This is a genomic window from Streptomyces sp. NPDC000229 (genome assembly GCF_040300825.1).
Taxonomy (GTDB): Bacteria; Actinomycetota; Actinomycetes; order Streptomycetales; family Streptomycetaceae; genus Streptomyces.
In genome coordinates, this window is sequence record NZ_JBEPEL010000014.1 from 19527 (window position 1) to 33358 (window position 13832).

Sequence of the window (13832 nt, forward strand, 5' to 3'; positions counted from 1 at the left end):
CGGGAGTCGCGTGCCCGGCCCCGTTGTGTTGCGCTAGTGGGACCGGCCGCCGAGTTCCACGGCGGCGCAGCGCCATTTGCGGTCGGCGCCCTGCTCCAGGCGGAACGCCATCGCCCGGACCTGCTCGCCCGCCGCGATGCTCGCGAACGCCTCGACCACTCCCGGGCGCAGCGGGAAGCCACCGCAGCGGCGGATGACGGGGCGTGCGCCTCGGGCGCGGAGCGGGGTGGCGGGCGCGAGGCTGATCAGCTGGTCGTACGCCTCGCCGACGGTCTGGCCCAGCATCCAGTGGACGGGGCGCTCGCCGCTGAGGACGGCGAGCAGCCGTTCGGCGAAGAGGATGTGGGGCGGGAGCGGCCGGCGGGTGGGGGCCGGGGTGGTGGTGCGGGTCGTGGGGCCGGTTGCGGTCGGGCGGGGTGAACCGCCGGGCCGGACCGTGCCGGGGCCGCGCTGGTCGCGGCGGCGGGCCGGTCCGGACGTCGCCCTGGTTGCGGTGGTGCTCATGATGATCGCCCCCGTTCCGTAGGACCCGGTCTCTTTCTACCGGGCGGTAACTTGCGTTGGTGATCTTCTACGGGGGCGGGGAGGGCGGCCGCAATCGTCGGTGGAGCGGGTGCCGAAGTCGGGGGCGGATCACCTATCCGGGTGACGGCTTGGGGATCGGCACGGGTTCGAGCCGGGTGAGGCGGGGTGCCATGTGGACGGGGCGCCCTGGTGGCCACCGGCCCCGAAGGGGGACTCCGCACGTATCCTGAGGGCGTCCCCGACTACGAAAGCGGCCTGCCATGCGCGTCTACGTCCCCCTGACCCTTCCCGGTCTCGCACAGGCGCACAAGACGGGCGAGCTGGGCCCCGGCCCCCTGACCGCGTACGCGGTGACGCCGGGGCTGCGCGAGTGGTACGTCTCGGACGACATCGAGGAACTGGAGTACGCCGCGCTCAGCCGGGCGGCGGCCGCGTCGCTGCGCATGCTGGCCGCCGATCCGTCCGCGGCACGTCGCCGGGTCGTCGTGGCCGTCGACGTACCCGACGGGGTGGCGGTCGCCGATCCCGACGGGGCCCTGGATCCGTCGTCGGTGGGCGAAGTGCGGATCACACGGGCGGTGCCGCTGGCCAAGGCGGCGGCGGTGCACGCGGACGCGGACGACGCCGAGGCCGACGTGTCCGCCGCGGCGGAGGCGCTGGGCGCGGCGGACCACGGGGACGATGACGCGCAGTTCGTGGTGGACGGGGCCGAGGACCATGAACTGCTGTGGTTCGGGGTGCAGGAGATTCCCGGGTTGATCGGCTGACCTGCTGTTTCTAGCTGGTGGGGGCTCGTTGTCGGACCCTGCCGGTACCTTTTTGGGCATGGGGAAGCGCAGCACGCACCTGGTGTGGGACTGGAACGGCACACTGCTCGACGACATCGACGCGGTCATCGGGGCGACGAACGCCGCGTTCGAGGAGATCGGCCTGGAGCCGATCACTCTCGCGCGGTACCGGGAGCTGTACCGCGTACCGGTTCCGCTGTTCTACGAGCGGCTGATGGGGCGGCTGCCGACCGAGGCGGAGTGGCTCGCGATGGACGAGGCGTTCCACCGCCACTACTGGGTGCGGGCCGAGGTGTGCGGGCTGGCGGACGGGGCGGCCGAGCTGCTGGCGGCACGGCAGGCCGCCGGACTCACGCAGTCGCTGCTCTCGCTCGCCCCGCACGAGCTGCTGGTGCCGATCGTGCGGCGGCACGGCATCGAGGAGCGGTTCGTCCGGGTGGACGGGCGAATAGGCCACTCGACGGCCGGCAAGGCGGAGCACATGGTGCGGCACCTGGTGGCGCTGGAGGACGTGCCGCCGGAGCGGATCGTGGTGATCGGCGACGCGGCGGACGACGCGGTCGCGGCGGCGCACGTGGGGGCGAAGGCGGTGCTGTACACCGGGGGCTCGCACAGCCGGGCCAGCCTGGAGGTGGTCGGTGTGCCCGTCGTGGACACGCTGGAGGAGGCGGTGTCGGTGGCGGAGGAGTTGGCGGCGTAGCCCTTTGGCGGGCGGCGGCCCGGGGTGTGTGCCGGGACTGGTGCGGGCTGCCGAGCGGTTGCGGGCGGCGGCGCAGAGCTGCCGGAGCGCGTGCGGCGGCCCGGGTGGGTGTGGCTTCGGGTGTGCCGGGCGGCGTGGGCCGGTGGGGCGTCCGCCGGGTGGCGGACCGGTGGGGGTGCGCCCGGCCTGGCGGGCGAGCTGGGGTTCCCACCCGGACCACCGGTGCGGGTGGGAGGACCTGTGCGGGTCGTTTCCGGGTGGGTGGGTAGGCCGGGTCGGCCCGGAGGGGTTACGTCGCGGGGGACTTCGTGCGGAGGAGTTTGAGGAACTCGCGCATCCAGGTGGGGTGGTCGGGCCAGGCGCGGGAGGAGACCAGGGTGCCGTCGACGACGGCGTCGGTGTCCTGGAAGGCCGCACCGGCGGCTTGCATGTCGAGCTCCAGTGCCGGGTAGGCGGTCACGTGGCGGCCGTCCAGGGCGCCGACCGCGGCCGTCAGCAGCGGCCCGTGGCAGATCTGGGCGACCGGCTTGTCGGCGTCGAAGAAGGATTTGAGGATCTTGCGGAGCTCGGGGTCGTTGCGGAGGTACTCGGGGGCCCGGCCGCCCGGGATCACCACGGCGGCGTACTGGCTGGGCTCGACCTCCGAGAAGGCCAGATCGGCGGGCCAGGTGTAGCCGGGCTTCTCGGTGTACGTGTCGTACCCCGGCTCGAAATCGTGCACGACGAACCGGAGCGTCTTGCGGGCAGGGGCGGCGATGTGGACCTCGTACCCCTCCTCGCGCAGCCGCTGGTACGGGTACAGGACCTCCAGGGACTCCGCCGCGTCTCCGGTGACGATCAGGATCTTCACGGTCATCACTGCCTGCCTCTGCTGGGAGGTGTTTGCCAACAGGACACGTGTCGCTGTCCAGAGTGTCAAACTTCGGGGCCTGGTTTTGTACACATACGGCTCATGACGGGCCGGGGGGCAGGAGCGATAGCCTGGACCCGTGATCAGCGCGATACGCCATGGGGGCAGCGGAGCCCCCGGCCGGCGCCCGGAGTGCCACTGTGCCCGGGCGATCGCTGAACCATTCCATCCGGCCCGGTCGCCAAAATTGGCCAATAACGGCCCGGACATCTCTCATCGCGGCATAACGTCGCCTCAGACCGGATACCCCGCGTCGTGGCGTTGTGTCACTTCTTTCACCTACGTCACGCAACGGCGCGCGACAGGAGCCAGAGGACATGCAGACCAAGCTGGACGAAGCCAAGGCCGAGCTGCTCGAACGGGCCGCCCGGGTAGCTGAGAACAGCCCGGTCGGGGGGCAACTCCAGACTGGGGCCGAGAGCGGGAAGCGTCCGGGCCAGGACATCGTTCTCGAATACCTCCAGCGCTACTACCTGCACACGGCCCCCGAGGACCTCACGGACCGTGACCCGGTCGATGTCTTCGGCGCGGCCCTTTCCCACTACCGGCTGGCCGAGAACCGGCCCCAGGGCACGGCCAACGTCCGGGTGCACACGCCCACGGTCGAGGAGAACGGCTGGACCTGCAGCCACTCCGTCGTCGAGGTGGTCACGGACGACATGCCGTTCCTGGTGGACTCGGTGACCAACGAGCTGTCCCGGCAGGGCCGCGGCATCCACGTCGTGATCCACCCGCAGGTCGTCGTCCGCCGTGATGTGACCGGCAAGCTCATCGAGGTGCTGCCCGCCGGCGGTGACGAGAAGGCCTCGCACGACGCCCTCATCGAGTCCTGGATCCACGTCGAGATCGACCGCGAGACCGACCGCGCCGACCTCAAGCAGATCACCGCCGACCTGCTGCGTGTCCTGTCCGACGTCCGCGAGACGGTCGAGGACTGGGAGAAGATGCGCGACGCCGCGCTGCGCATCGCCGACGAGCTCCCCCGCGAGCCGATCGCCGACGACCTGCGCGACTCCGAGGTCGAGGAGGCCCGCGAGCTGCTGCGCTGGCTCTCCGACGACCACTTCACCTTCCTCGGCTACCGCGAGTACGAGCTGACCGGCGACGACGCGCTGGCCGCCGTACCCGGCACCGGCCTCGGCATCCTCCGCTCCGACCCGCACCACAGCGACGACGAGGCCCACCCCGTCTCGCCCTCCTTCAACCGGCTGCCGCGCGACGCCCGCGCCAAGGCCCGTGAGCACAAGCTGCTCATCCTCACCAAGGCCAACAGCCGCTCCACCGTGCACCGGCCCTCCTACCTCGACTACGTCGGGGTGAAGAAGTTCGACAAGGGCGGCAACGTCGTCGGCGAGCGGCGCTTCCTCGGCCTGTTCTCGTCCGCCGCGTACACCGAGTCCGTGCGCCGGGTGCCGGTGATCCGCCGCAAGGTCGCCGAGGTCCTCGACAAGGCCGGCTTCTCGCCCAACAGCCACGACGGCCGCGACCTGCTCCAGATCCTGGAGACCTACCCGCGCGACGAGCTGTTCCAGACGCCGGTCGACCAGCTCGAGTCGATCGCCACGAGCGTGCTGTACCTCCAGGAGCGCCGCAAGCTGCGGCTCTACCTCCGCCAGGACGAGTACGGGCGCTACTACTCCGCGCTCGTCTACCTGCCGCGCGACCGCTTCAACACCACCGTCCGGCTGCGGATCATCGACATCCTGAAGGAGGAGCTCGGCGGCACCAGCGTCGACTTCACCGCCTGGAACACCGAGTCGATCCTCTCCCGGCTCCACTTCGTCGTCCGCGTCCCGCAGGGCACCGAGCTCACCCCGCTCACTGACGCCGACACCGAGCGGATCGAGGCCCGGCTGGTCGAGGCCGCCCGCTCCTGGGAGGACGGCTTCGGCGAGGCGCTCAACGCGGAGATGGGCGAGGAGCGCGCCGCCGAGCTGCTGCGCCGGTACGGCAACTCCTTCCCCGAGGGGTACAAGGCCGACCACACGCCGCGCGCCGCCGTCTCCGACCTGGCCCACCTGGAGCAGCTGGTCCGGGGCGAGAAGGACTTCGCCCTCTCCCTGTACGAGCCGGTCGGCGCCGGCCCCGGCGAGCGCCGCTTCAAGATCTACAAGACGGGCGCGCAGATCTCCCTCTCGGCCGTCCTGCCGGTCCTCAACCGGCTCGGCGTCGAGGTCGTCGACGAGCGCCCGTACGAGCTGCGCTGCGCCGACCGTGCGCAGGCGTGGATCTACGACTTCGGTCTGCGCATGCCGCAGGGCTCGGGCAACGGCGACTACCTCGCCGACGACGCCCGTGAGCGGTTCCAGGAAGCGTTCGCCGCGACCTGGACCGGCCGCGCCGAGAACGACGGGTTCAACGCGCTCGTGCTGAGCGCGGGGCTGGGCTGGCGCCAGGCGATGGTGCTGCGCGCGTACGCCAAGTACCTGCGCCAGGCCGGTTCGACGTTCAGCCAGGACTACATGGAGGACACCCTTCGCCACAACGTCCACACCACCCGCCTGCTGGTCTCGCTCTTCGAGGCGCGGATGTCGCCGGAGCGGCAGCGGGCCGGCACCGAGCTGACCGACGGGCTGCTGGAGGAGCTGGACGGCGCGCTGGACCAGGTCGCCTCCCTCGACGAGGACCGGATCCTCAGGTCCTTCCTCACCGTCATCAAGGCGACGCTCCGCACCAACTTCTTCCAGAAGAAGGACGACGGCGAGCCGCACGACTACGTGTCGATGAAGTTCGACCCGCAGGCCATCCCCGACCTGCCGGCGCCGCGCCCCGCCTTCGAGATCTGGGTGTACTCGCCGCGTGTCGAGGGCGTCCACCTGCGCTTCGGGAAGGTCGCGCGAGGCGGTCTGCGCTGGTCGGACCGGCGTGAGGACTTCCGTACCGAGATCCTCGGCCTGGTCAAGGCGCAGATGGTGAAGAACACCGTCATCGTGCCGGTCGGCGCCAAGGGCGGCTTCGTCGCCAAGCAGCTCCCGGACCCGGCCGTCGACCGTGACGCCTGGCTCGCCGAGGGCATCGCCAGCTACCGGACGTTCATCTCGGCGCTGCTCGACATCACCGACAACCTGGTCGCGGGCGAGGTCGTCCCGCCGGCCGACGTCGTCCGGCACGACGAGGACGACACGTACCTGGTGGTCGCGGCCGACAAGGGCACGGCGACGTTCTCCGACATCGCCAACGAGGTCGCGGTCGCGTACGGCTTCTGGCTGGGCGACGCGTTCGCCTCCGGCGGTTCGGCCGGTTACGACCACAAGGGCATGGGCATCACCGCCCGGGGCGCCTGGGAGTCGGTCAAGCGGCACTTCCGCGAGCTCGGCCACGACACCCAGACCGAGGACTTCACGGTCGTCGGCGTCGGCGACATGTCGGGTGACGTGTTCGGCAACGGCATGCTGCTGAGCGAGCACATCCGGCTGGTCGCGGCCTTCGACCACCGGCACATCTTCATCGACCCGAACCCGGACGCGGCCGTCTCGTACGCCGAGCGGCGCCGGCTGTTCGAGCTGCCGCGCAGCTCCTGGGCGGACTACAACAAGGAGCTGCTGTCCCCGGGCGGCGGCATCCACCCCCGTACGGCCAAGTCGATCCCGGTCAACGCGCACATGCGCACGGCCCTCGGCATCGAGGGGACGGTCACCAAGCTGACCCCCGCCGAGCTGATGCAGGCGATCCTCAAGGCGCCGGTGGACCTGCTGTGGAACGGCGGCATCGGTACGTACGTCAAGGCGACCACCGAGTCGCACGGCGACGTCGGCGACAAGGCCAACGACGCCATCCGCGTCAACGGCGAGGACCTGCGGGTCAAGGTCGTCGGCGAGGGCGGCAACCTGGGCCTGACGCAGCTCGGCCGGATCGAGTTCGCCCGGAAGGGTGGCCCCGAGGGCGAGGGCGGCAAGGTAAACACCGACGCCATCGACAACAGCGCGGGCGTGGACACCTCCGACCACGAGGTGAACATCAAGATCCTGCTCAACGGCCTGGTCGCGGACGGCGACATGACCGTCAAGCAGCGCAACAAGATCCTCGCCGAGATGACCGACGAGGTCGGCACGCTGGTCCTGCGCAACAACTACGCGCAGAACACGGCCCTCGCCAACGCCGTCAAGCAGTCCCCGTCGCTCCTCCACGCCCACCAGCGGTTCATGCGCCGCCTGGGCCGCGAGGGCCGCCTGGACCGGGCGCTGGAGTTCCTGCCCAACGACCGCCAGATCCGCGAGCTGCTCAACGCGGGCAAGGGCCTCAGCCAGCCCGAGCTGGCCGTCCTCCTCGCGTACACCAAGATCACGGTGGCGGACGAGCTGATCCACACGGACCTGCCGGACGACCCGTACCTGCGTGAGCTGCTGCACGCGTACTTCCCGACGAAGCTGCGCGAGGAGTTCGCCGACCAGATCGACGCCCACGCGCTGCGCCGCGAGATCATCACGACGGTGCTGGTCAACGACACCGTCAACACCGGCGGCTCGACCTTCCTGCACCGGCTGCGCGAGGAGACCGGCGCGTCGATCGAGGAGATCGTCCGGGCGCAGACCGCCGCCCGTGCGATCTTCGGGCTGAGCGAGGTGTGGGACGCCGTCGAGGCCCTCGACAACCGGGTCCCGGCCGAGGTCCAGACCCGGATCCGGCTGCACTCGCGGCGCCTGGTCGAGCGCGGTACGCGCTGGCTGCTGGGCAACCGGCCGCAGCCGGTCCAGCTCGCCGAGACCGTCGAGTTCTTCGCGGAGCGCGTGGAGCAGGTGTGGGCGAAGCTGCCGCAGATGCTGCGCGGAGCCGACCTGGAGTGGTACCAGTCGATCGTGGACGAGCTCACCGAGGCGGGCGTTCCGGACGAGCTGGCGCTGCGGGTGGCCGGCTTCTCGTCCGCGTTCCCGACGCTCGACATCGTCGCGATCGCCGACCGGACGGGCAAGGACCCGATGGCCGTCGCCGAGGTGTACTACGACCTGGCCGACCGGCTCTCCATCACCCAGCTGATGGACCGGATCATCGAGCTGCCGCGTGCCGACCGCTGGCAGTCCATGGCCCGCGCCTCCATCCGCGAGGACCTGTACGCCGCGCACGCCGCGCTCACCGCCGACGTGCTGTCGGCCGGGAACGGCACCGCGACGCCGGAGGAGCGGTTCAAGGCCTGGGAGCAGAAGAACGCGGCGATCCTCGGCCGGGCGCGGACCACCCTGGAGGAGATCCACGGCTCGGACGCCTTCGACCTGGCCAACCTGTCGGTCGCGATGCGGACGATGCGGACGCTGCTGCGTACGCACAGCTGACAGCCCATGAACGGGGGTGCCCCGCCGGTGACCGGCGGGGCACCCCCGTGTGTCACAACCCCTTCAGCGACAGCGGCCCCGGCACGGTCTCGGCCCACAGCCGCCGGCACGACAGCAGCGCGGCGGCCACCAGCAGCCCGTTGCGCAGGGCCACCACCGCGCACCCGAGGGGTGTGACGGTGATGACGTCCTCGTACAGGACGGGGTACGCCAGCGCGCTGAGCGCCGCCGCGGGCAGCATCAGCATCGCCACCGTCCGCTGGCTGGTCTCCCGGCAGGTCAGGCAGACCGCGCCCAGGCCCAGCAGCCACACCATGTACTGGGGGCTGATCACCCGGCTGGTCACCGTGAACAGCAGCACCGCGGTGAACGCGGCGTCCACCGGGGTCGCCGCGGTCCACTGCCACGACCGCACCCGCCACAGCAGCAGCCAGCAGAAGGCGAGCGCGGTCAGCACCAGCGCGAAGTGGGCCACGCTGGAGGCGTACGGCCCGGCCAGCTCGAAGGCGCCGTACCGGTAACGGACCTCGCCCCGCCACCATCCGGCCAGCTTCGCCACCGACAGGGCGGTGCCGCCGACGGACTCGATCTGCACGCCCCGGCTGCCCTGCTGGCGCGCGAAGTCCAGGGTGTGGGAGAACCCCAGCGCGAGGACGGTGAACAGCGCGCCCGCCGCCACCAGGGCCGCCGTCCACGCCCGCCGGGTGAGGTGCCCGCGGGGCGTGCCGAGCAGGGTGAGCAGGGGCCACACCTTGACCATGGCGCCGAGCCCGGCCAGCGCGCCGCCCAGCCGGGCGTGCCCGCCCCGCAGCGCCAGCAGGCCGAGCACCGCGAGGGCGGTGACCTGGACGTCGTACCGGGCCAGGGGCAGGTGCAGCAGCAGCGGCAGGCCGCCCACCCACAGCCAGGCTCCGCCGGTCCCCGCGCGCGCGAGCGCGAAGGTGACGACGGCGTCGACGAGCAGCGTCAGGGCGACGAACGCCTGGTAGTACGTCAGCTCCGGCACATGGCCCGGGGCGAGGAAGACCAGCCCGGCGCCGGGCGGGTACTGCCAGGTGACGTCGTCGGGCGGGAACGTGCCCTGCGAGAGCTGCTGGTACCAGTGCCGGTACAGCAGGTAGACCTCGCGGCCGATCCCGCCGATGCCGAGGTTGTCCCGCCACAGGAGCAGGAGCATCCCGGCGCGCGTGAAGGCCCACACGGCGGCCAGCGGCAGGGCCGAGGACCGGTCCGTGAAGATGGGCGTGCGGCGTGCGCTGATCCTGGAGATGGTCATCGCTGCGCACTTTAGCCCGCTATGGCCTATTTCTTCCTGGTGTGTGCCTCATACGCATCAACGACCTCCCCCGCCGGGCCGTCCATCAGCAGCCGTCCGGACTCCAGCCAGAGCGCCCGGTCGCACGTCTGCCGGATCGCCGAGTTGCTGTGGCTGACCAGGAAGACCGTCCCGGCCTGCTTGCGCAGTTCGCTGATGCGCTCCTGGCTGCGGCGCTGGAACTTCGCATCGCCGGTGGCCAGCGCCTCGTCGATCAGCAGCACGTCGTGGGACTTGGCGGCGGCGATGGAGAAGCGCAGCCGGGCGCCCATGCCGGAGGAGTACGTACGCATCGGCAGCGAGATGAAGTCCCCCTTCTCGTTGATCCCCGAGAAGTCGACGATGTCCTGGTACCGCTCCTGGACCTGCTCGCGCGTCATGCCCATCGCGAGGCCGCCGAGGATGACGTTGCGCTCGCCGGTCAGATCACCCATCAGGGCGGCGTTCACCCCCAGGAGGGACGGCTGGCCGTGCGTGTAGATCCGGCCCCCGCTGGTCGGCAGCAGGCCGGCGACGGCCTTCAGCAGGGTGGACTTGCCCGACCCGTTGGAGCCGATCAGCCCGATCGCCTCACCCTTGTACGCGGCGAAGCTGACGCCTTTGACGGCGTGGACCGTCCGGGTGCCCGGCGACGCCGTGCGGGTACGGGACAGGAGCCGGCCGAGGGCGGCGGTCGCGCTGCCCCTTCCGCCGTTGCCGGCGCCCTGGACGGTGTACGTGATGTGCACGCCGTCGGCGACGACGGTCGGAATCCGCTGTCCGGGGGATGGGTCAGCCACGGCCGTATGTCTCCTCTGCCTTCCAGAACCAGATGAACCCGCCCACGGCGGCGAGCAGCGCCCAGCCGGTCGCCACGGCCCACACGTGCGGCGGCAGCTGGGCGGAGGTGAAGCTGTCGATGAGCGCGAAGCGCACGAGGTCGATGTAGACGGCCGCCGGGTTGCACTCCAGGGCCAGCAGCACGGCGTGCGGCAGGTGGTTGTTCGCCAGGACGTGCTCGACGCTCCACATCACGCCGGACACGTACATCCACGTACGCAGCAGGAACGGCATCAGCTGCGCGATGTCGGGGGTGCGGGCGGCGAGCCGCGCCATCACCAGCGACACGCCGGTGTTGAACAGCGACTGGAGGAACAGGGCGGGGACGGCCAGCAGCCAGGACCAGCCGGGCGTGACGCCGAAGCAGAACAGGATGATCACCAGGGCGCAGAGCGAGAAGACCAGCTGTTGGAGCTGCTGGAGCGCCAGCGAGATCGGAAGGCTTGCGCGCGGGAAGTGCAGGGCCCGTACGAGGCCGATGTTGCCGCTGATCGCGCGGGTCCCCGCCGTGATCGAACTGGAGGTGAAGGTCCAGATGAACACGCCGGTGACCAGGAACGGGACGAAGTCGGGGACGCCGGCCTTCGTGTTCATCAGGACGCCGAAGATGAAGTAGTAGACGGCCGCGTTGAGCAGCGGGGTCATCACCTGCCACACCTGGCCGAGCCGGGCCTGGCTGTACTGGGCGGTGAGGCGGGCGGTCGCGAAGGCGGTGATGAAGTGCCGCCGCGACCACAGCTGCCGGACGTACTCGGGCAGGGACGGCCGGGCCCCGCTGACGGACAGTCCGTGCCGGAGGGCGAGCGCGCGGAGGTCCTGGTGGTCCTCCACCGGCGGGGGCGCGAGTGTCTGCGTACTCACAGGGCGGTCTCCCTCCGCATGGATGCATGAACGACGGAACGGGACCGTTTCGTCGCTACGGGGAGGGTAGGGCCGGCTTACGTCGGAACGCAACCGTCCCGTCGTGACGTGGGCCTGGCGCTATGATCCCGGGCATGAGCACACCGCCGCCCCGCCGGCAGCCCGCCGGAGCCGCCGTACTCCGGGAGGACGTCACCGAAGCCATCCGTGCCGCCGTCTTCGAGGAGCTGGCCGCGGTCGGCTTCGCCCGTATGTCCATCGAGGGCATCGCCCGGCGGGCGGGCGTCGGCAAGACGGCCGTCTACCGGCGCTGGAAGTCCAAGCTGTCGCTCGTCCTCGACCTGCTGACCGCCTTCGCCGCCCAGGGCCTCCCCGCCCCCGCCACCGGCTCGCTGTACGGGGACGTCCGCGCCCTGCTGGAGGTCGCCGCCCACGCGCTGCGCCATCCGGTCGCCTCCCAGGTCATCCCGGACCTCCTGGTCGAGGCCGCCCGGCACCCCGAGATCGCCGACGCCATCAAGGCGGCCTTGCTGGACGGCCAGCAGGGCGTGGCCGCCCTCGTCGTCCGCGACGCGGTCGCGCGCGGCGAACTGCCGGAGGGCGCCGACCCCGACCGTGCCCTGGACCTGATCATCGGGCCGCTCTACTGGCGCCTGGTGGTGGTCCGTACGCCGCTTCCGGAGGGCTACCTCGACGACCTGGCCAGGTCGGCCGTCGCCGCGCTCAGGAGCTGACGGTCACCCGGTCGGACGCGGCTTCGGTGACGCGGGGCGTCCGTGGCGGTTGAGCCTGCCGACACGAAAGGACGGTGGGTGACGCGTGCGCGAGATGGGCATCGAAGGCGCCTGGGTCATGGAGCCGCAGGTCTTCCAGGACAACCGCGGCAGCTTCCACGAGTGGTTCAGGGCGCCGGAGCTCCAGGCGGCGGCGGGGTACGGATTCGGGCTCGCCCAGGCGAACTGCTCGGTCTCCGCGCGGGGCACCCTGCGGGGCGTGCACTTCGCCGACGTACCGCCGGGCCAGGCCAAGTACGTGACGTGCGTACGCGGCGCCGTGCTGGACGTGATCGTCGACCTCCGCACCGGCTCGCCCACCTACCGGACCTGGGAGGCGGTACGGCTGGACGACCGCGACCACCGGGCGGTCCACCTGGCCGAGGGGCTCGGCCACGCGTTCATGGCCCTCACCGACGACGCGACCGTCGTGTACCTCTGCTCGCGCGGTTACGCCCCCGCCCACGAGCACGGCGTCCACCCGCTCGACCCGGACCTCGCCATCGACTGGCCGGCCGGCCTCACCCCCGTACTCTCCGAGAAGGACGCCACCGCGCCGACGCTGGCCGAGGCCGAACGGGCGGGCCTGCTGCCGTCCTACCAGACCTGCGCCCGCTGGTACGCGGGCCTGCGCGCCGACGCGACGGGCGAGACCGGTGCGCCGCCGCGCATCCCGGCGACGCGTCGCTGAACCGCCCCCGCCCCCTCCGGAACGCACGGATGCCGGGTACCGCCTCGGGTGAGGCGGTACCCGGCATCCGTGTGAGGGGGTGTCAGTGCCCGTGCGGGCTACCAGCGGTACCAGCGGCCGCGTGCGCCGCCGTGACCGGCCGGGCGGACCAGGAAGCCGACCAGCCAGACGACCAACACGATGGCCGCCACCCACCAGAGAACCTTCAAAGCGAAACCCGCACCGAAAAGAATCAGGGCGAGAAGCAGAACGAGAAGAAGCGGGACCATGATTATCAACCTCCGAAGCCGCTTGTGCCCGGCAAAAAGAAGATCACACGATAGGAATCCGGTTTTTCTTCCCGTGTTTGTTCCGCGGGATTTCCGGCAACACGACACAACGATCCCGTAATCGACAGTGTGGGAGTGTGATTCCGATGGCAGCTGACGAGAAGGCACAGGCCCGGACCGAAAAGGCCAAGGGCAAGGTCAAGGAGACGCTCGGGCGCGCCACGGGTGACGAGGCCATGGAGGCCGACGGCCGCGCCGAGCAGTCCAAGGGTGATCTGCGGCAGGCGAAGGAAAACGCCAAGGACGCCTTCCGCCACTGAATCACCGGTTCGTTCCGCGTACGGCCCGCCCCTCCTCGGGGCGGGCCGTACACGTGTTTTCAGACCGTTCTCGCCGGGGTGAAGCAGGCGGTGATGGTCTTTCCGTGCTCCTGGGCGTGCGTGTGCCAGTGGTCCGACAACGCGTCGACGAGGGCGAGACCCCGACCGCCCGGTGAGGTGGTGTCGGGGCTGCGCGGGGACGGTACCCCGCCGCCGCCGTCGTGGACGCTGACGTGCAGGCACTGGCTGTCCCAGGTCAGTACGAGCTGCGCGGAACTGTGCGCGTGGACGTGGGCGTTGGTGATCAGCTCCGACACCGTGAGCAGGACGTCGTCCACCGTCTCGGGGCTTTCCTCGGTCCACCCGAGCGACTCCAGGTGCTCGCGGGCCCAGCGCCGTCCTGCCCGTACACCGCCCGACACGGGGAAGGACCGGGCCCAGCCCACGGCCCTCATCGACGAGTCGGCCATCGTGTCTCCTTTTCGTCCGGGATGTGCCACCCGTGTACCCCCGGACCGGGAAGGCAACGGCCCTGGCCCCCGGTTGTCATGGCCCGTCGTTTCCGGGGCACACGGGTCGAAGTCAAGGTCCGCC

At 71.0% G+C, this 13832-nt stretch carries 13 protein-coding genes; 6 read left to right on the forward strand and 7 right to left on the reverse strand.

Annotated elements, in window-relative coordinates:
- Positions 1-33 precede the first annotated feature (33 nt).
- Positions 34-504 (reverse strand): Rv3235 family protein, encoded by a 471-nt coding sequence (locus ABT360_RS10500; protein ID WP_351813529.1) that lies wholly within the window; start codon positions 502-504, stop codon positions 34-36.
- Between the two features lie 281 nt (positions 505-785).
- Between ABT360_RS10500 and ABT360_RS10505 the strand changes: the two genes are divergently transcribed.
- Complete coding sequence (locus ABT360_RS10505; protein ID WP_351813531.1) at positions 786-1292, forward strand: DUF6912 family protein; 507 nt, start codon at positions 786-788, stop codon at positions 1290-1292.
- Positions 1293-1350: 58 nt separating this feature from the next.
- Positions 1351-2013, forward strand: a complete 663-nt coding sequence (locus ABT360_RS10510; protein ID WP_351813533.1) for an HAD family hydrolase — start codon at positions 1351-1353, stop codon at positions 2011-2013.
- 289 nt (positions 2014-2302) lie between these two features.
- Here ABT360_RS10510 and ABT360_RS10515 read toward each other — a convergent pair whose 3' ends face one another.
- Positions 2303-2869, reverse strand: a complete 567-nt coding sequence (locus ABT360_RS10515) for a DJ-1/PfpI family protein (RefSeq protein ID WP_351813535.1) — start codon at positions 2867-2869, stop codon at positions 2303-2305.
- 371 nt (positions 2870-3240) lie between these two features.
- Between ABT360_RS10515 and ABT360_RS10520 the strand changes: the two genes are divergently transcribed.
- Complete coding sequence (locus tag ABT360_RS10520) at positions 3241-8190, forward strand: NAD-glutamate dehydrogenase (protein ID WP_351813537.1); 4950 nt, start codon at positions 3241-3243, stop codon at positions 8188-8190.
- A gap of 52 nt (positions 8191-8242) precedes the next feature.
- Here ABT360_RS10520 and ABT360_RS10525 read toward each other — a convergent pair whose 3' ends face one another.
- Genes ABT360_RS10525 through ABT360_RS10535 form a run of 3 tightly spaced genes read right to left on the reverse strand, consistent with a single transcriptional unit; the run spans position 8243 to position 11185 of the window.
- Complete coding sequence (locus ABT360_RS10525; protein WP_351813539.1) at positions 8243-9466, reverse strand: glycosyltransferase 87 family protein; 1224 nt, start codon at positions 9464-9466, stop codon at positions 8243-8245.
- 26 nt (positions 9467-9492) lie between these two features.
- On the reverse strand, positions 9493-10284 hold the full coding sequence (locus ABT360_RS10530; protein WP_351813541.1) for an ABC transporter ATP-binding protein: 792 nt from the start codon (positions 10282-10284) through the stop codon (positions 9493-9495).
- Complete coding sequence (locus ABT360_RS10535; RefSeq protein WP_351813543.1) at positions 10277-11185, reverse strand: ABC transporter permease; 909 nt, start codon at positions 11183-11185, stop codon at positions 10277-10279. The genes ABT360_RS10530 and ABT360_RS10535 overlap by 8 nt, the downstream gene beginning before the upstream one ends.
- A 134-nt stretch (positions 11186-11319) precedes the next feature.
- On the opposite strand from ABT360_RS10535, the gene ABT360_RS10540 reads away from it, so the two are divergent.
- Together ABT360_RS10540 and rfbC are read left to right on the forward strand one after the other, a co-directional pair.
- Positions 11320-11919, forward strand: coding sequence for a TetR/AcrR family transcriptional regulator (locus tag ABT360_RS10540; protein ID WP_351813545.1), 600 nt, complete (start codon positions 11320-11322; stop codon positions 11917-11919).
- 85 nt (positions 11920-12004) lie between these two features.
- Complete coding sequence (gene rfbC / locus ABT360_RS10545) at positions 12005-12649, forward strand: dTDP-4-dehydrorhamnose 3,5-epimerase (RefSeq protein WP_351813547.1); 645 nt, start codon at positions 12005-12007, stop codon at positions 12647-12649.
- Between the two features lie 98 nt (positions 12650-12747).
- On the opposite strand, the gene ABT360_RS10550 is transcribed toward rfbC, so the two are convergent.
- Positions 12748-12918 carry a hypothetical protein gene (locus ABT360_RS10550; protein ID WP_064072138.1) on the reverse strand — a complete coding sequence of 57 codons (171 nt, stop codon included), beginning with the start codon at positions 12916-12918 and terminating at the stop codon, positions 12748-12750.
- Between the two features lie 146 nt (positions 12919-13064).
- Here ABT360_RS10550 and ABT360_RS10555 point away from each other — a divergent pair, with 146 nt between their 5' ends.
- Complete coding sequence (locus ABT360_RS10555; RefSeq protein WP_351813549.1) at positions 13065-13238, forward strand: CsbD family protein; 174 nt, start codon at positions 13065-13067, stop codon at positions 13236-13238.
- A 59-nt stretch (positions 13239-13297) separates the two neighbouring features.
- Here the strand turns inward: ABT360_RS10555 and ABT360_RS10560 are convergent, their stop codons facing one another.
- Entirely contained in the window at positions 13298-13708 is a 411-nt protein-coding gene (locus tag ABT360_RS10560; RefSeq protein WP_351813551.1) for an ATP-binding protein, read from the reverse strand.
- Positions 13709-13832: the final 124 nt, after the last annotated feature.

Bases quoted from the DNA above. Each gene is read 5' to 3' on its own strand.
- ABT360_RS10500 (WP_351813529.1), bottom strand. From the start codon at position 504: ATGAGCACCACCGCAACCAGGGCGACGTCCGGACCGGCCCGCCGCCGC.
- ABT360_RS10505 (WP_351813531.1), top strand. From the start codon at position 786: ATGCGCGTCTACGTCCCCCTGACCCTTCCCGGTCTCGCACAGGCGCAC.
- ABT360_RS10510 (WP_351813533.1), top strand. From the start codon at position 1,351: ATGGGGAAGCGCAGCACGCACCTGGTGTGGGACTGGAACGGCACACTG.
- ABT360_RS10515 (WP_351813535.1), bottom strand. From the start codon at position 2,869: ATGACCGTGAAGATCCTGATCGTCACCGGAGACGCGGCGGAGTCCCTG.
- ABT360_RS10520 (WP_351813537.1), top strand. From the start codon at position 3,241: ATGCAGACCAAGCTGGACGAAGCCAAGGCCGAGCTGCTCGAACGGGCC.
- ABT360_RS10525 (WP_351813539.1), bottom strand. From the start codon at position 9,466: ATGACCATCTCCAGGATCAGCGCACGCCGCACGCCCATCTTCACGGAC.
- ABT360_RS10540 (WP_351813545.1), top strand. From the start codon at position 11,320: ATGAGCACACCGCCGCCCCGCCGGCAGCCCGCCGGAGCCGCCGTACTC.
- ABT360_RS10550 (WP_064072138.1), bottom strand. From the start codon at position 12,918: ATGGTCCCGCTTCTTCTCGTTCTGCTTCTCGCCCTGATTCTTTTCGGT.
- ABT360_RS10555 (WP_351813549.1), top strand. From the start codon at position 13,065: ATGGCAGCTGACGAGAAGGCACAGGCCCGGACCGAAAAGGCCAAGGGC.
- ABT360_RS10560 (WP_351813551.1), bottom strand. From the start codon at position 13,708: ATGGCCGACTCGTCGATGAGGGCCGTGGGCTGGGCCCGGTCCTTCCCC.